This window comes from Mesorhizobium sp. P2_B5, from assembly GCF_056404775.1.
Genome location: NZ_JBFUDJ010000007.1, coordinates 176,230 through 197,283, shown reverse-complemented (window position 1 = coordinate 197,283; position 21,054 = coordinate 176,230). Strand labels below are relative to the sequence as shown.

19 protein-coding genes and 1 pseudogene are annotated in these 21,054 nt (G+C 63.0%); 17 read left to right on the top strand and 3 right to left on the bottom strand.

Going from position 1 to position 21,054, the window contains the following annotated elements; genetic code table 11:
* Nucleotides 1-9: 9 nt before the first annotated feature.
* The 14 genes from AC1D1N_RS22615 to AC1D1N_RS22550 all read left to right on the top strand — a co-directional run bounded on the left by AC1D1N_RS22615 (nucleotide 10) and on the right by AC1D1N_RS22550 (nucleotide 15,021).
* Nucleotides 10-1,368: a MotB family protein gene (locus tag AC1D1N_RS22615; protein WP_477351135.1), complete on the top strand. Its 1,359-nt coding sequence runs from the start codon at nucleotides 10-12 to the stop codon at nucleotides 1,366-1,368.
* A complete protein-coding gene (locus AC1D1N_RS22610; protein WP_477351133.1) occupies nucleotides 1,365-2,792 on the top strand; it encodes a chemotaxis protein MotC in 1,428 nt (475 codons plus the stop codon). Before AC1D1N_RS22615 ends, AC1D1N_RS22610 begins: the two co-directional genes overlap by 4 nt.
* Nucleotides 2,789-4,186 carry a flagellar hook-length control protein FliK gene (fliK, locus tag AC1D1N_RS22605; RefSeq protein WP_477351131.1) on the top strand — a complete coding sequence of 466 codons (1,398 nt, stop codon included), beginning with the start codon at nucleotides 2,789-2,791 and terminating at the stop codon, nucleotides 4,184-4,186. The genes AC1D1N_RS22610 and fliK overlap by 4 nt, the downstream gene beginning before the upstream one ends.
* The gene (locus AC1D1N_RS22600; protein WP_477351249.1) at nucleotides 4,119-4,706 is read left to right on the top strand and encodes a transglycosylase SLT domain-containing protein; all 588 of its coding nucleotides are present in this window, start codon (nucleotides 4,119-4,121) and stop codon (nucleotides 4,704-4,706) included. Before fliK ends, AC1D1N_RS22600 begins: the two co-directional genes overlap by 68 nt.
* A gap of 221 nt (nucleotides 4,707-4,927) precedes the next feature.
* A complete protein-coding gene (locus AC1D1N_RS22595; protein WP_112559323.1) occupies nucleotides 4,928-5,596 on the top strand; it encodes a response regulator transcription factor in 669 nt (222 codons plus the stop codon).
* 79 nt (nucleotides 5,597-5,675) lie between these two features.
* Nucleotides 5,676-6,929: a flagellar hook protein FlgE gene (locus tag AC1D1N_RS22590; protein ID WP_352586310.1), complete on the top strand. Its 1,254-nt coding sequence runs from the start codon at nucleotides 5,676-5,678 to the stop codon at nucleotides 6,927-6,929.
* A gap of 176 nt (nucleotides 6,930-7,105) precedes the next feature.
* On the top strand, nucleotides 7,106-8,560 hold the full coding sequence (gene flgK, locus AC1D1N_RS22585) for a flagellar hook-associated protein FlgK (RefSeq protein WP_477351129.1): 1,455 nt from the start codon (nucleotides 7,106-7,108) through the stop codon (nucleotides 8,558-8,560).
* 3 nt (nucleotides 8,561-8,563) lie between these two features.
* Nucleotides 8,564-9,607, top strand: coding sequence for a flagellar hook-associated family protein (locus AC1D1N_RS22580; protein WP_477351127.1), 1,044 nt, complete (start codon nucleotides 8,564-8,566; stop codon nucleotides 9,605-9,607).
* A 30-nt stretch (nucleotides 9,608-9,637) separates the two neighbouring features.
* A complete protein-coding gene (gene flaF / locus AC1D1N_RS22575; protein ID WP_112559319.1) occupies nucleotides 9,638-9,985 on the top strand; it encodes a flagellar biosynthesis regulator FlaF in 348 nt (115 codons plus the stop codon).
* Nucleotides 9,982-10,425 carry a flagellar biosynthesis repressor FlbT gene (gene flbT / locus AC1D1N_RS22570; RefSeq protein WP_112559318.1) on the top strand — a complete coding sequence of 148 codons (444 nt, stop codon included), beginning with the start codon at nucleotides 9,982-9,984 and terminating at the stop codon, nucleotides 10,423-10,425. Before flaF ends, flbT begins: the two co-directional genes overlap by 4 nt.
* On the top strand, nucleotides 10,425-10,832 hold the full coding sequence (flgD, locus tag AC1D1N_RS22565; protein ID WP_192254459.1) for a flagellar hook assembly protein FlgD: 408 nt from the start codon (nucleotides 10,425-10,427) through the stop codon (nucleotides 10,830-10,832). Before flbT ends, flgD begins: the two co-directional genes overlap by 1 nt.
* A 25-nt stretch (nucleotides 10,833-10,857) precedes the next feature.
* Nucleotides 10,858-11,124 (top strand): flagellar biosynthesis protein FliQ, encoded by a 267-nt coding sequence (fliQ, locus tag AC1D1N_RS22560; protein ID WP_192254461.1) that lies wholly within the window; start codon nucleotides 10,858-10,860, stop codon nucleotides 11,122-11,124.
* A gap of 150 nt (nucleotides 11,125-11,274) precedes the next feature.
* Complete coding sequence (gene asnB / locus AC1D1N_RS22555; protein WP_477351124.1) at nucleotides 11,275-13,143, top strand: asparagine synthase (glutamine-hydrolyzing); 1,869 nt, start codon at nucleotides 11,275-11,277, stop codon at nucleotides 13,141-13,143.
* Between the two features lie 234 nt (nucleotides 13,144-13,377).
* On the top strand, nucleotides 13,378-15,021 hold the full coding sequence (locus AC1D1N_RS22550; protein ID WP_436261214.1) for an MFS transporter: 1,644 nt from the start codon (nucleotides 13,378-13,380) through the stop codon (nucleotides 15,019-15,021).
* A 25-nt stretch (nucleotides 15,022-15,046) separates the two neighbouring features.
* Here AC1D1N_RS22550 and AC1D1N_RS22545 read toward each other — a convergent pair.
* A pseudogene (locus AC1D1N_RS22545) lies at nucleotides 15,047-15,414 on the bottom strand (cupin domain-containing protein).
* Here AC1D1N_RS22545 and AC1D1N_RS22540 point away from each other — a divergent pair.
* The gene (locus tag AC1D1N_RS22540) at nucleotides 15,379-16,098 is read left to right on the top strand and encodes a putative pterin-binding protein (protein WP_477351121.1); all 720 of its coding nucleotides are present in this window, start codon (nucleotides 15,379-15,381) and stop codon (nucleotides 16,096-16,098) included. The pseudogene AC1D1N_RS22545 and the gene AC1D1N_RS22540 sit on opposite strands and share 36 nt — an antisense overlap.
* A gap of 16 nt (nucleotides 16,099-16,114) precedes the next feature.
* On the top strand, nucleotides 16,115-18,148 hold the full coding sequence (locus AC1D1N_RS22535) for a putative bifunctional diguanylate cyclase/phosphodiesterase (RefSeq protein WP_436261216.1): 2,034 nt from the start codon (nucleotides 16,115-16,117) through the stop codon (nucleotides 18,146-18,148).
* Between the two features lie 104 nt (nucleotides 18,149-18,252).
* On the opposite strand, the gene AC1D1N_RS22530 is transcribed toward AC1D1N_RS22535, so the two are convergent.
* A complete protein-coding gene (locus tag AC1D1N_RS22530; protein ID WP_436261217.1) occupies nucleotides 18,253-20,088 on the bottom strand; it encodes a chloride channel protein in 1,836 nt (611 codons plus the stop codon).
* A 192-nt stretch (nucleotides 20,089-20,280) separates the two neighbouring features.
* On the opposite strand from AC1D1N_RS22530, the gene AC1D1N_RS22525 reads away from it, so the two are divergent.
* Nucleotides 20,281-20,631 (top strand): hypothetical protein, encoded by a 351-nt coding sequence (locus tag AC1D1N_RS22525; RefSeq protein WP_477351119.1) that lies wholly within the window; start codon nucleotides 20,281-20,283, stop codon nucleotides 20,629-20,631.
* Between the two features lie 25 nt (nucleotides 20,632-20,656).
* On the opposite strand, the gene AC1D1N_RS22520 is transcribed toward AC1D1N_RS22525, so the two are convergent.
* Nucleotides 20,657-20,956 carry a putative quinol monooxygenase gene (locus AC1D1N_RS22520; RefSeq protein ID WP_477351117.1) on the bottom strand — a complete coding sequence of 100 codons (300 nt, stop codon included), beginning with the start codon at nucleotides 20,954-20,956 and terminating at the stop codon, nucleotides 20,657-20,659.
* Nucleotides 20,957-21,054 lie beyond the last annotated feature (98 nt).

Below are 21,054 nucleotides of genomic sequence, written 5' to 3'. Positions count from 1 at the left end.
GGAATTGTCATGAGCGTTGCCGACGCTGCAGAACCCAGGCACGAAATCATCATCGTGCGGCGCAGCCACGACGACCACGACGACGCCCATCATGGCGGTGTCTGGAAGATCGCCTTTGCCGATTTCATGACCGCCATGATGTGCTTCTTCCTCGTCATGTGGCTGATCAATGCCGCCAACGAGCAGACCAAGGCCGCCGTCGCCAGCTATTTCAACCCGGTCAAGCTGGTCGACCGCAACGCCAGCCGCAAGGGCCTCGAAGACCTCGGCGATGGCCCGAGCAAGGTTGGGCTGACGGCTGACGACCCGAAGGACAAGACCAGCAAGGCCGGACAGGACGGCATCGGCGGCGCAGGCACCTCGGACAAGAAGCAGCCGAAGGAATCGGCGCCAAAGACCGATCTTTCCGACGAGCATCTGTTTGCCGATCCCTATGCGGTGCTGTCGGAAATCGCCACCGATACCGGCGTCATGCAGAATGTCAGCGAGAAGGGCGATGGCGGCGCGCAGGCGTCCGGCCCGGCCACCGGCGCATCGGGCGGCCAATCCTACCGCGACCCGTTCGCACCGGATTTCTGGTCGCAGCAGGTGGCGGCACCCGGTGCCGAAGCCACCGCCGAACGCAGCAAGATCGAAGGCGATCCGCTCAAGCCCGGCGACAAAGCGGCACAGACGCAAGTGGCTGAAGTGAAGGCCGTGCCGCCGGCGCCGCCAGTGACCGCGGCCCCGCTCGAGCCGCTGGCGAAGCCCGCATCCGACAAGCCGCTGACCAAAGCTGAAGCAAAGGCGGAAGCCAAAGCAGAGGCCAAGGCTGAAGCCGAAAAGGCGGAAATTGCAAAGGCCGAAGCCGCCGAAGCACAAACCGCACCCAAGCCCGAAGCCGCGGAAAAGGCGCCGAGTGCCGCCGCCGTCAAGGCCGCGGCACTGGTCAAGCAGGAACTGGCCGAGGCCTTCAAGCCAGGCGACAAATTGCACGACGGCGTCTCCGTCGAGGCCACCGACAAGGGTGTCGTCATCTCGATCACCGACCAGTTCGATTTCGGCATGTTCGAGATCGGCTCGGCAGTGCCGCGCCGTGAACTGGTGCTGGCGATGGAAAAGATCGGCCGCATCGTCAACGAGCAGAAAGGCACGATCAGCATCAACGGCCACACCGATGCGCGGCCGTTCCGCAGCGACACTTACGACAACTGGCGGCTGTCCACGGCGCGCGCCCATTCCGCCTACTACATGCTGGTGCGCGGCGGCGTCGACGAGCGCCGCATCACCGAGGTCGCCGGCTTCGCCGACCGCGAGCCGAAAATTGCAGCCGACCCGATGGCTGCCGCGAACCGCCGCATCGAGATCCTGATGGCGACCGACGGATGAGGCGCTCAGCCATCATCGGCCGCGCCATCGGCCTGCTGCTGCTGAGCGCTGTCCATTCGCCCGCAGCTTTTGCCGAGGACGGCTTGCAGCCCTATCAGCTGGTGCGCTCGCTGCAGCTGGTGCAGGACCGCATCGCCGCCGGCGACCATGCCGCGTTGCCGATGCAGGCCAAGCTGCTCGAGATGACCGACACGAAGCTGCGCGCGGCGGACGCGCAGGACTTCAGCGACCCGAAGAATTTTCGCGCCTTGCTGGTCTATGGCATGAGCGGCGGCAACCCCGTCACAGTCGAGGTGGCGATGTCGCGCGCCAAGACCGACCCACAAAGCCTGGCCATCGCCAAGGGCATTATCGACTATCTGAACGGCCGCCCGGCGGCCGCGATCGAGGCGCTGAAGCCGATCGATCCGATGATGCTGCCCGCCGATCTCGGCGCCTTCCTGGCGCTGGTCAAAGGCTCACTGCTCGCCACCGAGCAACCGGCCGCAGCACTTGCCCTGCTCGACGATGCTCGCCTGCTCAGCCCCGGCACGCTGGTCGAGGAAGCAGCGCTGCGCCGCTCGGTCGGTATCGCCGCCGCGCAAGGCGATGGCGCGCGCTTCGCGCTCGCCTCGACGCAGTATGTCGAGGACTATCTCTATTCGCCCTATGCCAGCCAGTTTGCCGATGCCTTCGTGTCCGGCGTCATCACGCTCCATATGGCGATCAGCCAGGACAAGCTCGCCGACATCACCGCAATGATGGATCCCGAGCGCGAGAAGGTGATCTACTTGCGCATTGCCCGCCGTGCCGCGATCGACGGCCTCGCCGACCTCTCCGCCTTTGCCTCGGCCAGGGCCGAACAGGGCCGCGACGGCATCCACAATCAGGACGACCCGCGCGCCCAGCTCTATTCCAGCCTGTCCACGGTGACGTCGGGCACCATCGACGAGGTCCGCGCCAAGCTCGACAAGATCGATCGCAGCCAGCTTTCGCAAAGCGACCGCGACCTGCTCGACGCCGCGCAGGCCGTGGCCGGCGAAGTGATCGCGCCGCCGGCGCCGCTGCCTGCCGACAAGCCCGCGCCTGCCGCGGCCAGACAGGAGCCGGTCAAGACCGCGGCTACGGCAAACCCCGATGAGCCCGAACTGCCGCCGATCGAAGGTGCAATGCCTGAGCCGCCAGCCGCAGCGGCATCGGGCGGACCGGCCGCAACCGACAAGCCGAAGGCGCCAGTCGAGCCAGCCGCGCAGGCAAAGAGTACGCCTCAGACCAAGGGGCCGCAGGCGCCTTCTGTCGCCACCGCCAGCGATGCGGCGCCTGTCGTGCCGGCATCGGCACCTGCAGCCGGCGCCGAGCCCGCCGATCCCACCGACGCCGCCATGGCCAAGACGCGTCGCGAGCTCGATTTGATCGACCAGATGCTTGGAGCAGCCCCGAAATGACCACCAATGTTGGCCAGGCCCTGCCGGGATTTGCGCCCGTGCACGCTGGATCGAAGCAGACCGCGCCGAACGCCAAGGGCGACGACAAAAGCTTCGGTGAACTGGTGCGCGGCGACGACAATGCGCCGACGCAGAAAGGCCAGGGAGAAACAGAGGCCGCGCCGCACGAGCCACGCTGGACCCGGCGCAGCGCGGCCGATCCCGTCAAGGGCGAGACTGCGCACGCAGAGACGGGCAAGCCTGCCTCCAAACCGGTTGTCGGGAAAGCCGCAAAGGGCCCTGTCGACAGCGGTCCGGACAAGACATCCGCTGACGCTGAGGCGACCGGACAAGGCACAGACACCCTCGCCCTTCAGGACCATCTGCCGTTGCTGATAGCGCTGCATGACATCAGCCGTTTCTCGGCGGCCAGGACAGGCGGGAACGACGCCGCCACGAATGGACACGCTGAACAGCCGGCGCTCGACGGCGAGACCGTTTCTGCGCAGACGCCGCCTCAGTCGTTGAAGAAATTCCGCACGGCATCCGGCGCCGACAACAGTCTCGACACACCGCCGCGGCCCGAACGGGTCAAAGCCGGCGCTGACGTTTCCGCACAGGATCAGCGGCAAAAGCTGGCCATGATCGAACCCCAGTCAGGCAAGCTGCCAAACCAAGATGGCGCGACACCTCTTCTGCCGGCGGACCAGACGGCAAGCGACGTTTCGGCACCTGAGGCAAAACGGTCTGCGCCGTCGACGAAGGCCGTCGATGGAGCCCATTCCGCCGCTACGTCCACATCCGAAAAACAGGCGCCGTCCGCCGGGCGCGTCGACATTGTCGCCGAGCAGAGTTTCCCGGCGCCGGCGCAAAGCCCGATGAACCAGACGACGTCGGCGCTGATCGACGCTCTCGCTTCGGACAACGGCCTGCGGCAAGCGGTTTCGACGCCGTCGACGACCGCCCAGACGGCCGGTTCTGTTGCCGTTCCGACACATATATTGAAGATCGAGCTTCACCCGGCCGAACTCGGCATGGTCACTGCCAGTCTCAGGCTCGCCGGGGAACAACTTTCGATAGAATTGAAGCCCGAAACCCACGAGGCTTACCGCCGCCTCACCACCGATAGCGACGCTATAGTGAAGTCGTTGCGCGGGCTCGGCTTCGATGTCGACAAGGTCACCATTCTGCAACCCTCGATAGCAGTCAACGCTCCGGCGCGCAGTGATGCAGCGAACTCCCAGGCGATGCCGCAAGGCCGCGATCAGTCTGCTTTTCAGCCCGGGAACTCGAGCGGCAACAATGCGGGTTCGGGCGGCCAGCAGTCGGGAAGAAACCGCAATGACGATGCACAGGAATTCGGTCGCCCTGCAGCGCCTGTTCGCGAGCGTGCTGGCGACGATATGTTTATCTAGCCTCGGCACTGCATCGGCCAACGCCGCCACCAACCCTTGCGAGCCCGAGATCCTGCGCGCCGCCGATCGCTATGGCGTGCCGGCCGGCATCCTCTATGCCGTCGGACTTACCGAGACCGGCAAGAAAGGCAGCCTTCAGCCTAATGCCTTGAATATAGAAGGAAAAGCCGTCTTTCCGAAGAGCCGCGCCGAGGCCTTGGCGACATTCGAAGCGGCTCGGCGCGAGGGCAAGACGCTCATCGACCTCGGCTGCATGCAGATCAACCATCACTATCACGCATCGCATTTTCGCAGTGTCGACGACATGCTCGACCCGCGCCAGAATGTCGACTACGCGGCGCGCTTCCTGGCCAGCCTGCATGCACGTCATGTCAGTTGGTCGATGGCCGTCGCCCGCTACCACGCCGGCCCTGACAATGATCCCGCGCAGAAATACTATGTCTGCCGCGTCATAGCCAACATGGTCGCCACCGGCTTCGGCAAATGGACGCCGAACGCCCGCGCCTTCTGCAACCCATAGATGCATCCGCCTTTCGCAGATGTGCGCAAGCCGCGACCCTGCCGGTGCCCCGGCACGTCCCGGTATCGGCGGCCAACGATACAACTTCGTGACTGCTGTTATTTCGAAACCCGAAATAACTCCCAAGAAAATAGCTACAAGAAATGATGGTTGTTCAGGATTCCCGCCACCGGTTACGCCTCTTCCCACGGGGCAGATGATCTGATTCGGAGGCGGGGCCGATGATTGTAATCGTTGACGAGCGTGAGCTCGTAACTGAGGGGTATAACTCCCTTTTCGATCGCGAGGGGGTCGCCTGTGCGGGCTTCGCACCTGGCGAATTCGGCGAGTGGGTGACATCGGCTGCCGACACCGATTTGAAGTCGGTCCGCGCCTTCCTCATCGGCGACTGCCGCGAAGGCGCCATCTCGCCACGCCAGATCCGCGACCGCACCGGCGCTCCGGTCATCGCGCTCAGCGAACAGCACTCGCTTGAAAATACGCTGCGGCTGTTCGAGAGCGGCGTCGACGACGTCATCCGCAAGCCGGTTCATATCAGAGAGATCCTGGCCCGCATCACCGCCATCCGCCGCCGCGCCCATGAGGACGTCAGCTACACCGAGATTGGCGCCATGCGCATCTTCATGGACGGCCGCGATCCCGAGATCGATGGCCAGCCGCTGCCACTGCCGCGCCGCGAACGCCGCATCCTCGAATATCTGGCGAGCAACCGCGGTCGCCGTGTCACCAAGACCCAGGTCTTCAACGCCATCTACGGCATCTTCGACGAAGAGGTCGAGGAGAACGTGGTCGAGAGCCACATCAGCAAATTGCGCAAGAAACTGCGCGAGAAGCTCGGCCAGGACCCGATCGATTCCAAGCGCTTCCTCGGCTACCGGCTGGTGTTCTGATGGCGGTCTGCGCCAGCTTCGCGCAAGACAGAAATTATACCCTCGCGACCACAGACATGGGCATTGAGGAGACGTTTCGATGAGCCTTTACGGAATGATGCGGACCGGCGTTTCCGGGATGAACGCACAGGCCAATCGCCTGTCGACGACAGCCGACAACATCGCCAATTCCGACACCACCGGCTACAAGCGATCCTCGGCCGAGTTTTCGACGCTGATCATGCCGCAGGTCGGTGGCGCCTATAATTCTGGCGGCGTCAACACCACCATCCGCTCGGCCATCAGCGCCCAAGGCGTGCTTCAGTACACAACCTCGGTCTCCGACCTGGCGGTCAACGGCAACGGTTTCTTCGTCGTCCAGGACCCAAGCGGAACGCCTTTCCTCACCCGCGCCGGCGCTTTCGTTCCCGACGCCCAGGGCAGGCTGGTCAACGCCGCCGGCTACCAGTTGATGGCCTACAGCTACGCCAACGGCACACCTGCCGCCACCGCCAACGGTTTCGAAGGGCTGGTTCCTGTCGAGATTTCCGACCAGGAAATGACGGCGACACCCAGCACCTCGGGCAACTTCAACGCCAATCTGCCCGCGGGCGCCACCCCGCCCGCCGGTCCGCTGCCGTCCACCAACAGCGCGACGGCAGAGTACACGTCGAAATCCTCGATCGTCACCTACGACAATCTCGGCAACAAAAAGCTGCTCGACGTCTATTTCACCAACACCGGCACCGGCACCTGGTCGGTTTCGGTGTTCGACCAATCCAAGGCTACGCCCGGCACATCCTTCCCCTATACGGGCGGCGCGCTGGCTTCGGCCAATCTGACCTTCGACACCACCACCGGCAAGCTCACCGGCGCCGTCGACTCAATTACGATACCCGTACCGGGCGGTGCGTCGCTCGATCTCGATCTGTCCAAGCTGACCCAGCTCGGCACCGGCTTCACCGTCTCCGAAGCGAAGGTCAACGGCAACGCTCCCAGCACGATCGAAAAGATTCAGATCGGCGAGGACGGCGTCATCTACGCCCAGTATCAGGACGGTTCGACCAAGCCGCTGTTCAAGATCCCGTTGGCCGACGTCCAGAGCGCCGACAACCTCACCGCACTGCCTGGCAACGTCTATGCGCAATCCACCGACTCCGGCACCGTGCGCATCGGCTTTGCCAATGAAGGCAAGCTCGGCAGCATCATCTCCGGCGCGCTGGAAAATTCCAACGTCGATATCGCCGAGGAACTGACCAACATGATCGCGGCGCAGCGCAGCTACACCGCAAACTCGAAAGTATTCCAGACCGGTTCCGACCTCATGGACGTCCTTGTCAACCTGAAGAGATAAACGACGGGCGCTAGTGGGATGAACCCAAACCGGAGCAGCGCGGTGCGCGGATTTCGAATTCAAGGCCACACCGGCAAACCGGCTGGTGTGGTTTGGAACTGGAGGTTTCCGAACGCTGACGCCGCCGACAGGGCAGAAACGTCATCCCCTCCTCACTGGCCTCGTGAAAGACCCGCATGTCGCTGACTTCCGCATTGACCATAGCCCAGCAGTCTCTTCAGACCACATCGAAGCAGACCAGCGTCCTTTCCCGTAATATTGCCGACGCTAGCAATCCCGACTACGCCCGCCGCACCGCGGTCATCGTCAGCAGCGCGCCCGGCGCCCGCTCGGTGGAGATCCAGCGCGCCGCCAACGCCCTGCTGTTTCGCCAGAACCTCAGCGCGCAATCGGCCTGGAGCGGCCAGAGCACGCTTTATAGCGGCATTGACCGCCTCGCCGTTGCCGTCAACGGCGTCGACAACGCCTCCTCTGCCTCGACCGCGATCGGCAATCTGCAGAACGCGCTGCAGCTTTACGCCTCCACTCCATCCAACCAGAACCTCGGTTCCAGCGTCATCGACGCGGCCCAGCAGGTGGTGCGCGCGCTGAACGACGGCACCGACGCGATCCAGGATTTCCGCACCCAGGCCGATGGCGAGATATCGACGGCCGTCGACGATCTCAAATCGCTGCTCAGCCAATTTCAGGATGCCAACAAGGCGGTCATCTCCGCAACCCGTTCGGGCACGGACGCGTCCGACGCGCTCGACCAGCGCGACGCCCTTTTGAAGAAGATCGCCGACTATGTACCGGTGTCGACCTTCACGCGCGGCGACAACGACATGGTCATCACCACCAAGGACGGCACGACGCTGTTCGAGACCATTCCGCGCTCGGTCAGCTTCACGCCGTCGGCGGGCTACACCGCCGGCACGCCCGGCAACACCATCTATATCGACAATGTGCCGGTCCGCGCCGGCACCGGCGGCAACGCCAGCGCCGACGGCAAGCTCGCCGGGTTGATCACCTTGCGTGACGGCGTCGCCGCGACCATGCAGAGCCAGCTCGACGAGGTCGCGCGCGGCCTCATCACCGCCTTTGCCGAGACAGCACCTTCGCAGCCCGACCGAACCGGCCTGTTCACCTGGTCTGGTGCACCCGCCATTCCAGCCGCCGGCACGCTGATCGACGGCCTTGCCGGCTCGATCAAAGTCAACGCCGCAATGGATCCGAGCGTCGGCGGCAATCCGGTTCTGCTGCGCGACGGTGGCGCCAATGGTGCCGCCTATATCGCCAACACCGACGGCAACGCCTCCTATTCGCAGCTTTTGATCGGCTATGGCGACAAGCTCGACAAGCCGATGCCTTTCGACCCTTCGGCCGGCATCACCGTCACCTCCAGCGTGTCCGACTACGCCGCCAATGCCATTGGCTGGTTCGAAGGCCAGCGCCAGCAGGCCTCGACCAACGCCGATGCCAAGGAAGCGCTGGCATCGCGCACTGCCGAGGCGCTGTCCAACGACACCGGCGTCAATGTCGACCAGGAGATGTCGCTGCTGCTCGACCTCGAACACACCTATCAGGCCTCGGCGCGCATGATGAAAACCGTCGACGACATGCTGTCGTCTCTGCTCGATGCCGTGGGATAAGCCATGAAAGCCACATCCGTCTCCTCAGCCGCCCTCTCCAACGCCGCGCGCTATCAGCAGATGCGCATGCAGGCCGAACTCGTCAAAGCCACCAAGGAATCGACGACAGGCACGGTCGCCGATGTCGGTCTGGCGCTTGGCGCGCGCACTTCGCAGGCGGTGACCTTCTCGCGCGATCTCGACCGGCTGAACGTCATCATCGATTCCAATTCGCTGGTCACCGCCCGGCTTTCCTCGACGCAGGATGCGCTTGGCCAGCTTTCCGACACGGCACAGAATTTGCTGACCGCGTTGACCGCAGCCGGCAATTCCTCGAGCACCATTACACAGCAAGCCGGCAAGGCCGCCGTGCAGCAGATGACCTCGATCCTCAACGCCAGCGTCAACGGCGAATATCTGTTTGCCGGCACCAACACCGACGTCAAGCCGATCGACGACTTCACCGCCACCGGCTCACCGGCCAAGGCGGCATTCGACGCTTCCTTCGCCTCCTATTTCGGTTTCACGCAGACCGACCCGCTCGCCGCCAACATCACCGCCGCCCAGATGGACAGCTTCATCACCAGCAATGTCGTGCCGCAGTTCATGGGCGCAGGCTGGCAGGCCAACTGGTCGAATGCCACAGACCAGCAGATCGTCAGCCGCATTTCGCTCGGCGAGACCACCCAGACCTCGGCCAGCGCCAATGACGACAGCATCCGCAAACTCGCCATGGCTTCCGCCATGGTCACCAGCTTGCTCTCCGGCAACCTCAGCGATGCGGCAAAAACCACCGTCGTCGGCCGCGCCCAGGCGATGGTCGGCGAGGCGCTGGGCGGGCTCGGCCAGCTGCAGGCCGAGACCGGCCTTGCCGAAAAGCGCGTGTCTGACGCCAGCGACCGCATGAAGACGCAGGTCGATTTGTTCGAACGCCATATCCTCGACCTGGAAGGCGTCGATCCGGCCGAAGCCGCCACCCGCGTCGCGGATCTGACACAGCATATCGAGACGTCCTTCGCGCTGACCGCGCGCCTGCAGCAGATGAGCCTGCTGAACTACCTGACCTGACAATCTCAACCGCAACGGTAGAGCCAAACGATGTACCAATTCTCCTACGCCGACATCCAGACCGACTCCGTCACAGACGCGAAGGATCGCGAGCGACAGCTTTTGACCCGCTCGATCGAAATGCTGTCGGCGGCAGCGGCTGTCGGCCACACGTCGATGGAAGCGATCGAGGCGCTGCACTTCACCAACCGGGTCTGGACCACCTTCGTCGAGGATCTCGGCTCCAGTGACAATGTCCTGCCCAAGGAATTGCGCGCCAACCTCATCTCCATCGGCCTGTGGCTGCTGCGCGAGGCGGAGGACATCCGCCAGGGCCGTACCGACAATTTCGAAGGTCTGATCGAAGTGTCCCAGATCATCCGGGACGGCATTCAATGACCAACACGCTGAAGATATCGCTGAAGCCGAACGAGAAGATCTACATCAACGGCGCCGTCATCCGCGTCGACCGCAAGGTCACCGTCGAGCTGATGAACGATGTCCAGTTCCTGCTCGAGAACCATGTCATCCAGGCCGAAGAGGCCTCGACACCGCTGAAGCAGCTCTACTTCATCCTGCAGGTCATGCTGATGAACCCGGCCGGCGCCGTAGAGGCGCGCGCCATGTTTCGCCGCTCGCTGCCCTTGCTTTTGGCAAGCTTCGAGGACGAGCAGATCAACGGCGCGCTGAAGCAGATCGACCGCATGGTCGGCGAAGACCATATCTATGAAGCGCTGAAGGCGATCCGTGCGCTTTATCCGCTCGAACGCCGCGCGCTTGGCGGCAATGACGATGTTCAGGGCGCGAAGCGCCCACTGGCCGTGGGAGCACAATACTGATGAATGTGGACATGACGACGACAATCCCGACGGGCGCCAACCAGGGCACTCAGCAGACGTCGAAGACAGCGGTCGACTACCAGTCGTTCTTGAAGCTGTTGATCGCCGAGATGAAAAACCAGGATCCGACGAAACCGATGGATTCGACGCAGTATGTCGCCCAGCTCGCCACCTTCTCGCAGGTTGAGCAATCGGTGCAGACCAACACCAAGCTCGATCAGATCATGCAGTCCTCGGCGCTGTCGCAGGCGGACGCCCTGATCGGCCGCTCGATCACCTCCGCCGACGGCAAGACGACGGGCGTCGTGGCCTCGGTCAAGCTTGCCAGCAACGGCCTGATCGCCGTGCTGCAGAACGGCACCGAAGTGCCGGTCGGCGCGGGCGTTTCGATAAAGCCGGCCAGCTAGACCTGGTTCGTAGAGGCGCACTCCCATGAACGAGGCCGACGCGCTCGACATCGTCCAGTACGCCGTGTGGACGGTGCTCGTCGCCTCCGCGCCTGTGGTGCTGGTCGCCATGGCGGTCGGCATCGGCATCGCGCTGATCCAGGCCCTGACCCAGATCCAGGAAATCACCCTGACCTTTGTGCCCAAGATCGTCGCCATCATGCTGGTCGTGGCGCTGACCGGCCCGTTCATCGGCAGCCAGATCTCGGCCTTCACCAACGTCATCTTCGAGCGCATCGAAAACGGATTCTAGAAGCAATTCCAGGAAAGTGTGTCGCGGTTTTCCCGGGAAAAGCGCGTAGCGCTTTCCCTGAGGAATTGCGTAACAGTGAGAGCTGCTTGCAGCCTGCTTGGTTCCAGCTAGATTGCGGGTCATGACCCAGGCAACATCGACCGGCAGGCCATGTGCGGAATAGCCGGCGTCTGGCGCAAGCGAAACCCGATCGACGCCAACGACCTGTCGGATGTCATCCGCATGATGCAGGCGCTGGTGCATCGCGGCCCCGATGATCACGACAGCTGGAGCAGCAACCGGCTGGCCCTCGGCCATCGCCGGCTGACCATCATCGACCCCTCGCCCGCCGCCCGTGAACCGATGCTGACCGCATCCGGCCAGGGCGTCCTCGTCTACAATGGCGAGGTCTACAACTACCGCTCGCTGCGCGAAACACTGCAGGCGCAAGGCCTGGTCTTTCGAACCATCAGCGATGCCGAAGTCGTGCTCGAAGCCCTGCATCACTGGGGTCCCGAAAAGGCCGTGCCGCTGTTCGACGGCATGTTTTCCTTCGCCTATTTCGACGCCCGCAACAGTGCGCTGTGGCTTGCTCGTGACCGTCTCGGCATCAAGCCGATGTCGGTGGCCGACATGCCGGATCGATTCCTGTTTGCCTCCGAGGACAAGGCGATCCTCACTTGCGATGGTTTTCCGCGCGACATCGACAGCCGCGAGATGACCTTGCGGCTGGCCTGGCAGAGCCGCGATTCCAGCTACAGCCTGTTTGACCGCATCGAGCGCTTGCCGCCCGCCGGCCTGTGGAAGATCACCGACGGCGGTATCGAAAAGCGCCGCTTCTGGCATGTGCTGGACGTGCTGGAGACCGCGCGCATCACCGGCGACGTGTCCTCCGACGCTGAGCACATGGCGACGCTCGAGGCGCTGCTCAAGGACAGCGTCGAGCTTCACTGCATCGCCGATACCGGCGTCGCCACGGCCTGCAGCAGCGGCGTCGATTCCGGCCTGATAACGGCGCTGGCAAAGCGGTTCAGGCCAGAGGTCCATGGTTATGTCGTCGACCCGCAGCTCGGCCGCAGCGAGGCCGAAGACGCCGAGCGCACCGGCCGCCATGTCGGTGTGCCCTTGCGCCGGGTGCCAGTCGACAGGGACCGTTTTTTCGACCTTTGGCCAAGGGTAATCTGGCATCTGGAAAGCGATGGCTGGCACGCCAGCCATGTCGGGCTGCTGGCGCTTGCCGAACAATGCCGGGCGGACGGCGTCAAGGTGTTGCTGACCGGTGAAGGTGCCGACGAATTGTTTGGCGGTTACCCACTACAGGCCTTGAGCCTGAAGATGTGGCGCCCCTGGTCGTGGCCCCGGCGTCTGTTGCATTCGAAGCGCTCGCTCGACCGAAGATTCGAGCATCAGCGCCGAGCGCCCTACAAGGTCTCGGCTGGAAGCCACTCACAAATGGAGCGCAACATGGTCCTGCGCGCCCTGTCGCCGGAGCTGAACTTCCTCCAGACAGAGATTTTCGACCGCTTGCAGCCGGTAGCGCCGCCCGCCGATCGTGCCTTCCTCGGACATTGCCTCTATGACCTCTATTCACATCTGCAGGACATCCTGCACCGGCACGACCGCCTGAGCATGGCGGCGTCCGTGGAACTCCGGGTCCCGTTCCTGGAGAACCGGCTGATCGATTTCGCGATACATTTGCCGAGGCGGCATAAATACCGCGACAAAACAGGAAAATGGCTTTTGCGGAAGGTCGCGCAAAAGCATATTCCGCGCCAGAACGTCCAGGCGCGCAAGATCGGCTTCGAGATATCGTCCGAATTTTCGGCCGGCACCGAGACTTTGCTGCGCGGCGGTTTCCTGCGCGATGCCATGAAGTGGCCCACAGCCAGCGTGGAGGACATGATCCAGTTCGCGCGGCGCGAAGAACCTTCCAGGCTGCGGCTTGTCGGCATGGAGCTTTTCCTGCGCCTTCACGCCGGCGGCGAGACGACCGGCCGGCTCACCGAAGCCCTGAATGCCGCCGCCAGCGACAGAAGCTGACTTCGCCCCCGGTCGGCACCCCTGCCGATACCCGGCGCGGTGGACCAACGAGAACATCGCCCTGGGCAGCGAACCCTTGCCGGCTGACGTATTTTCGCCTTGCTACCCTGTTGTTGGACCATGATCTTTTTCGAAGGGGCGTTCGCCCTTTTGGATGTCGTGCTCTATTTCAAACGGATGCCATGATTGTCGTCCCGGCGGACGAAACCAGCGCATGAAGGTGGGACAGGTCTGATGATCGATGACGAGCCGGACAGCGAACGCGTCTCGGCGCTGGCGCCGTTCCGGCATGGTATTTTTCGCGCCGTCTGGTCGGCCAGCCTGGTGTCGAATTTCGGTGGCCTGATCCAGGGCGTCGGCGCCGCCTGGATGATGACCACCATCGCCACCTCGCCCTATCAGGTGGCGCTGGTCCAGGCCTCGACCACTCTGCCGATCATGCTGTTTGCGCTCGTCGCCGGCGCCATTGCCGACAGCTTCAACCGGCGCAAGGTGATGCTGATCGCCCAGGTCTTCATGCTGGTCGTCTCTGCACTTCTAACGCTGTTCACCTGGAACGGCTGGATGACGCCGTGGACGCTGCTTGCCTTTACCTTCCTGATCGACAGCGGCACGGCGCTCAACAACCCGTCCTGGCAAGCATCGGTCGGCGACATGGTGCCGCGCAACAAGCTCCCGGCGGCTGTGGCGCTGAATTCCCTCGGCTTCAACCTGACGCGCAGCGTCGGTCCGGCGATCGGCGGCATTATCGTCGCCGCTGCCGGTGCGGCCGCTGCCTTTGCCGCCAATGCGCTGAGCTATATCGGCCTCATCATCGTGCTCTTCCGCTGGACGCCGGAGCTGCCGGTCTCGACGCTGCCGCGCGAGACGCTGGGCGCGGCGATGGGCGCCGGCCTGCGCTATGTCGCCATGTCGCCCAACATCGGCAAGGTGTTGGTCAGGGGCTCCGCCTTCGGCTTCAGCGCCGGCGCCGTGCTGGCGCTGTTGCCGCTGGTGGCGCGCGATGTCGTCAAGGGTGACGCCTTGACCTACGGCATCATGCTCGGCGCCTTCGGCATCGGCGCCGTCGGCGGTGCGCTGATCAGCGTGCGTCTGCGGCAATTGCTGTCCAGCGAGACGATGGTGCGCATGGCCTTCGCCGGCTTCGCCGTCTGCGCCCTCAACGCCGCAATCAGCCACAATGCCTGGCAGACATCAGCGGGCCTCCTCATTGGCGGCGCCTGTTGGGTGATCGCCCTGTCGCACTTCAACGTCACCGTGCAGATGTCGACGCCGCGTTGGGTCGTCGGCCGGGTGCTGTCGGTCTACCAGACGGCGACCTTCGGCGGCATCGCGCTGGGCAGCTGGATCTGGGGTGTCGTCGCCGATGCGCATGGCGCCGAAACCGCGCTCATTGCAGCGAGCATCGCAATGCTCGTCGGGGGCGCCATCGGCCTGCTCCTGCCCTTGCCGCAGCAGACCGCGCTCAACCTCGACCCGCTCAACCGCTTCAAGGAGCCACATCTCGGCCTCGACCTAAAGCCACGCAGCGGCCCGATCGCCATCATGATCGAGTATGTCATTCGCGACGAGGACGTGCCCGAATTCCTCGCCACCATGGCCGAGCGCGGCCGCATCCGCCGCCGCGACGGCGCCCGCAACTGGACGCTGGCGCGCGACCTCGAAAATCCCGCAGTCTGGATCGAGCACTACCACACGCCGACCTGGCTGGAATATATCCGCCACAACCGGCGCGCCACCCATGCCGACGCCGTCGTCACCGAACGGGTGCGGGCGCTGCACAGCGGCGACGAACCGCCGCGCGTGCGCCGCCTGATCGAGCGCCCGACGACCGCCGGCACCGCGCTGGTCTCGCCAAAGGGCCCGATCGACCACTGATTTCGTCTGGACCGAGCGACGCCCCTCAGCCGGTGCTCTGGATCATGTAGAGCTTGCGCGTGGTCTCGTGTATCCGCCACTCGCCCTTCCAGCCTTGCGGCAGGACAAGCAGGTCGCCCGGACCGAGTTCGCGCACCTCGCCGTCGATGCGGCTCAGTTCCACGTGCCCCGAGATGATGTGGCAGATCTCCGACGAGTCCGAACGATCCGCGGTGAAGCGGCCGGGCGTGCATTCCCAGATGCCGATATCGACGGTTCCGTCCGGCGACTGGAAGAACGAGCGCACGGCCTCGAGCTGATCGCCTTCGATGGAGGTCGGCTTGGCGAGAACGCGCCGATCTCGGCCTTGGCGAGATCGTGGAAGGTCGAAAGGTCGATCAAGTCGGGCTCCATAGTCAGTGGCCTGTGAGGCTGTCGGCGATCGCCGCCAGTTTCGAAACGAAACCGACCAATAAATTAAGCTTTGAACGGCAGTATCGACTGTTAGCCAGCGAGATCCTGCGGCCAAGATCCGTAGCGGCTCCGCTGGGCGGGAAGGATAGTGAGATGTTGTCCTTGCTAAAGAAGGGCCGGTTTATGCTTGTGCGCAGCCTGCTGATGCTGACTGTCCTGGCGATCGGCGTGTTGCCCGTTTGGGCGCTAGAACCGGCCAGCTTTCCGGAGCCACCAGAGACTGTGGCTTTCAACGTTCAGAAGGACGGCAAGTCGATCCCGATCACGCTGCGGCAGTTGGAAAAGCTTGGCCTCTACAAGGTCGTCACCACAAGTCCTTTCGAGAACGGGCAACTGATCTTTCAAGGCGTTCTGTTCCGAGACGTGCTCAAATCCGTGGGGTTGGAAGATAGGGATTCCGTTACCCTGCGGGCAGTGGACGAATACGTGCAGGTAATTCCGCACGAAGATTGGACGGAAGGGCCTCTGCTTCTAGCAACCCGCCAGGACGGAGAGTTGCTCACCCGACGGACGCAGGGACCGACCCGCCTGATCTATCCTCTCAAGGACCACCCCGCCTTCGACACGCCGATCCGTAAGCCGCGATGGATCTGGCTGATCAAGACAATCGAGTCCGGCAACTGATCGGCTGTAGGCCTCAATGGTAGGTACTCGACTGAGAGGCTGGCAAATTCCGCTTACCTACGGCAGCGCCATAGGGCTGGCGGCGATCGGTTCCGCGATCCTCATCGTCATGCTGTTTGTCAGTATCAGCAAGATCGAGTCATCGCTGCCTAGGTTCGGGTTCTTCGCCATCCGCGAATTCCATATCGCGATACGCGACGTGACCCACCTGAGGGATATGATCTCACTCGCCGAAGGCGCTCCCAATTCCCAGGAGAGCCTCGATCAACTGTCGGCGGCAAACGACCTGGTTTACATACGCTTCGATCGGATCGACGGCAGAGAGACGATCAGCGCAATTCCAGCTTATGCAGGCATCGTGCCGCGCGTCGACGATGCGGTGAAGCGACTTGATGTCGTGATTGCGGCGGGGCTGCCGCTCGATCAAAAAAGCCTGACGGAACTGGGTTTGGAGCTTGAGCAGATCGTCGGCCGGATGAACGACGAGTACTACAAATACGGCGAGGAAGTTAACGCCGATCTCTATTCGTCGGAAGTCAGCTTGAGGAGGTTCAACTATCAGATAGCCTTTGCCTTGACGATCCTGTCGCTGCTGGCGATGGGAACGGCGGTTCTGTTCATCGGGCGCCGGGAAACGATAAAGCAGCTGGAATTTCTTGCCTGGCGCGACGCGACGACGGGGTTGAAGAATCGTGCCTGGATGGCAGCCAACAGGGACGCCATGCTGGACCGGGCGAGGGAGACCGGCAAACAGCTTCAGTTGCTGCTGATCGATCTCGACCACTTCAAGAGCGTGAACGACACCTTCGGTCATCACGTCGGAGATCTGCTACTGAAAGCGGTTGCCGAAATCCTTGAGTCGGTCGAGCAGCCCGACGACATAGCCGCCGTGCGATTGGGCGGAGACGAATTTGCGATCATGGCTATTGCCGAGCGGAACGTTGGTGACGATTTGGGAAAATGTTTGCGCGAGCAGTTGAACAGGTTTGCCGAGTTGGAGGGCCACCAGGTGCGCATTGGCGCCAGCATCGGCATGGCGTGTTTCCCCCAACATGGTTCCGACATCTCCATGTTGCTGCACAACGCAGACAGTGCTCTCTACAAGGCGAAGGCCGAAGGACGGTCCGGTTTCGTGACGTTTTCGCCCTCGATCCTAAGTCAGATCGACATGCAGCTTGGTGAAGAAGCAGCCATCAAACGGGCGCTTAATTGCGACGAGTTCTTCCTGGTTTGGCAACCCCAGTTCGAACTGGCGACCGGCCGCATGACCGGTGCCGAGGCACTGGTCCGCTGGCGCGATGCTGTCTCGGGGGCGGTTCGTCCGCCGGCATCGTTCATTCCAATCGCGGAGCGGAGTGATTTGATATTGGAACTCGACAAGGTGGTTCTGGGCAAGGCTTGCATGCAAGCCGCCAAATGGATGCCTATTTCCGCCGAGGAGTTCATCTGTTCAGTCAACGTCTCTGGAAAAAGCCTCCAGGCCTATGCCTATCTGACGCACCTCACCGAAATGCTGCAGCAGACCGGATTGCCGCCATCGCGCCTGCAATTGGAGATCACGGAAGGTATATTTATCCAGGACAGCCGCAATGCCCTGGAGAGTATCGGCAAAATTCGAGAAATCGGAGTCAGCCTGGCACTCGACGATTTTGGGTCGGGCAATGCGAGCTTCGGATATCTTGCCGATTTCAACTTGAACCAACTGAAAATCGATCGCTCGTTCCTGGGCGATCTGGCTTCCTCCACCAGGAAACAGAATGTGGTTCGAGGGATCATCGCGCTGGCCAATTCGCTAGGTCTGACCGTTGTCGCGGAAGGGGTGGAGAACGAAGCTCAACTCGACTTTCTGATCCACGAACACTGCCACGGCGCTCAAGGGTTCTTTATGTCGGAGCCCGTTGAGGAGAGACTGATGACAAACTATCTCATCGCAAGGCAAGGCCGCGCCAAACATATCGAAAAATTCAGGCTGAGTCCCTTCGCGCCGGCCCCAACTCTGCTGCGGAAAGCCGATGTTGTCGCCAAGCAAAGCCGGAAGACCGCCAATTAGAGCGTTTCACCGTTTGACGGAAACGGAGAACCGCTCAATCTTCTTGTTTTGACGCAATTGCGGACGGAAAACCGCTCACACTTTTCCTGGAATTGCTCTAACCCTCAGCCCTCACCCGACAGATCGCGCCGCGCCTTGTCGAGTTCCTCGGCGTAGCGCCGCATCAGATGGCCCTCGGTCAAAAGTCCGACAACGGCCCGGTTGTCGAAGTCCTCGACCACCGCCAGTTCCTCGGCACCGGCGCGCTGAAAGGTTTCGGCGGCGGACTGGACGTTCATGGTCGGCACCAGCACCGCATCCGTGAATTTGGCCAGCGCCAACACCGGCGTCTCGCCGTCGGACGGGTCGCTATGCAGTTCAGCGACGATCAGCACGCCGACATAATGCTGGTCCTCATCGACGGCGATGACGCGCTGCGCCGAGCCCAGCGGCACATCCTTGCGGAACGCGGCAAGCGTCTTTGCGGCATCGACGGTGCGAACATCCTGGCGCATCATTTTCCCAACCGTCAGATTGCGCATCCAGCCGACATCATGAGCGCTGCGGATGGTCTCGCCGCGCAGGTGAAAACGCCAGGTAGAGAAGGAGTAGCCGAAGGTTTCGCGCACCAGGATCGCCGCCATCAGCGAGGCCGCCAGCACGACGCCGGTCAACGTCAGGTCGCGGGTCGATTCCAGCGCCAGGAAGGTCATGGTCAGTGGCCCGCCGACGACGCCCACGGCAAGCGACGTCATGCCGACAACGGCGGCGACGGAAGGGTCGATGCCGGTCGCCGGCGAAATTATGGCCATCACGCCCGCAAAGGCCTTGCCGAGCAGCGCGCCGAGGAACAGCGAGGCAAAGAACAGACCGCCGCGAAAGCCGGAGCCGAGCGAGATCGCCGACGCCGCCAACTTGAGCACAAAGACGCTGGCGACGACGGCGAGGCCGTAATTCATCGCGAATTCGCGATGCAGCGCACCATGGCCTGAGGACAGAACCTGCGGCGTGATCAGCCCGAGCAGCCCGACGGCGACGCCGCCGATGACCGGGCGAAGCGAACCGTCGATTGCCAGACGCGCGAAGCCACGCTCGACCAGGCTGACCAGATGCATGATGGCGATGGAGGCCGCACCGCCCAGCAACCCGAGCAGCAGGAACGGCAGATACTGGCTGGCGGTCAGCTCCGGCAGGCCGGAGAGTTCCATCGGAAACGGCACGACGCCGAACATCTCGGCGGTCAGCGAGGCGCAGATCGCGGCGGTCATCACCGGCGCGACATTGGCGACCGAATAAATGCCGATGATCAGCTCGAAGCCGTAAAAGGCGCCGGTCAGCGGCGCATCGAAGGCAGCGGCGATGGCGCCGGCCGCGCCACAGCCGACCAGGATGCGCACATCGTTGCGGCGCAGTCGCAGCGCACGCGCCAGCCGCGACGCCAGGCCGGAGCCGACCTGCGTGTAGCCGGCCTCCAGGCCGACCGAAGCGCCGAAGCCGCTGGAGATCATCGTCTGCCCGGCGATGATGAAGGTGTCGGTAAGCGACATGCGTCCGCCGTACAGCGCATTGGCCTCGATCGGGTCGACCGGGGTGCGGAATTTCCGCTTCCGCAGCCAGATCACCGTCAGGCCGAGCAGGATGCCGCCGATCGCTGGAATCAGCGCCTGGAACGGGCTTTGCAGCGAAAACATCCCCGACAGCCGTCCGCCGGGCTGGACGCCGAACAACAGGAAATGCAGGCCTTGCACGACCTCGCTCATGCCGGTGACCAGGACCGCCGAGATCACCCCGACGGCACCGGCCAGGGCAACGATGACAATGCCGCGCGCCTCGAGCAGCGGGACCGATCGGATCAGCACCGCGCGCAGGCGACGGGCATAGACCTGGGGTTCATTAGGCAACGGAACGGCTCGCCGGGTGCGAGGGATGAAAGCTGCCGTGCCTGTTACGCCCGGCGGCATTGCGTGGCAATCGCAATGTCGACTGCTTGTGGCGCCATTTTGGCGTTGCGGCGAGCCGCGAAAGACGGCAGCTCCTTCGCTCAGGCGGGCAAGCCGGCCGACCTTGGCCGTCCTGCCGATCAGCCAGGCTCGCCGCCCCGCTTCAGTCCCTTGCGGGCTATATGAGCGATCGCTTACGCAATCGAGGCAACTATGGTATTTTTTGCCCGTCTCTATTTCCTCAGGGAGGAGAACATGAGTGCGCGGGGATTTTTTTCATTAGCTGTTGGCATGATTTTTTTGAGCTCGTCTGCCGTAAGCAATTCAAGCGTGGATATGCCGGTTAGGTCTGTGTCACACCCGACGTCTCTTTTGTCGGGAGGCAATCCGGAAAACCAAAGCCGACCGGCAAAGGAATTTATCCAGACTGCACAACAAGATGTCTGCTGTCCTGGCGGCTATCCTTGGTATCGCAATTCGACAAACACCTGCTACGGCAGCTATGAAGATTGCCACGATACCGATGGCGGCGGTTGGTCCTGCAGACAGGTCAATGCCTGCTAGGCCATCTCCAGCTGTTGCCTGGTCCTCAAGTCGGCTTGGGCTCGCCGGCCTCATAAAGCATGAGGTTGCGCTCGCCGATGCCGAGCGCTGCCCAGCTCGCCCGCCAGTCGGCGATGTGCGGCGAGCGAAAATGCGCTTCGAGCGCTTCCCTGTCGCTCCACACCTCCGTGACATGGATGAGCCCGGCGTCGAGCACGTCCTGCGCATAGGAATAGTCGATGCAGCCGGGTTCAGTGCGGCTGCCCAAGATCATGCGCTGCATGGCCGGCCTTGCTTCGTCGAGCCTCTCCGCCGGCAGTCGGATGGTACCGATGATCACCAGCATGATCTTTCCTCAAGGCCTCTGTTCTTCGCGGCAAGTAACCAGTCCTCCCACCCTCGCGCAAGCTTGGCCGGTTAGGCTCGAAGGGCTGCCCTCATGTT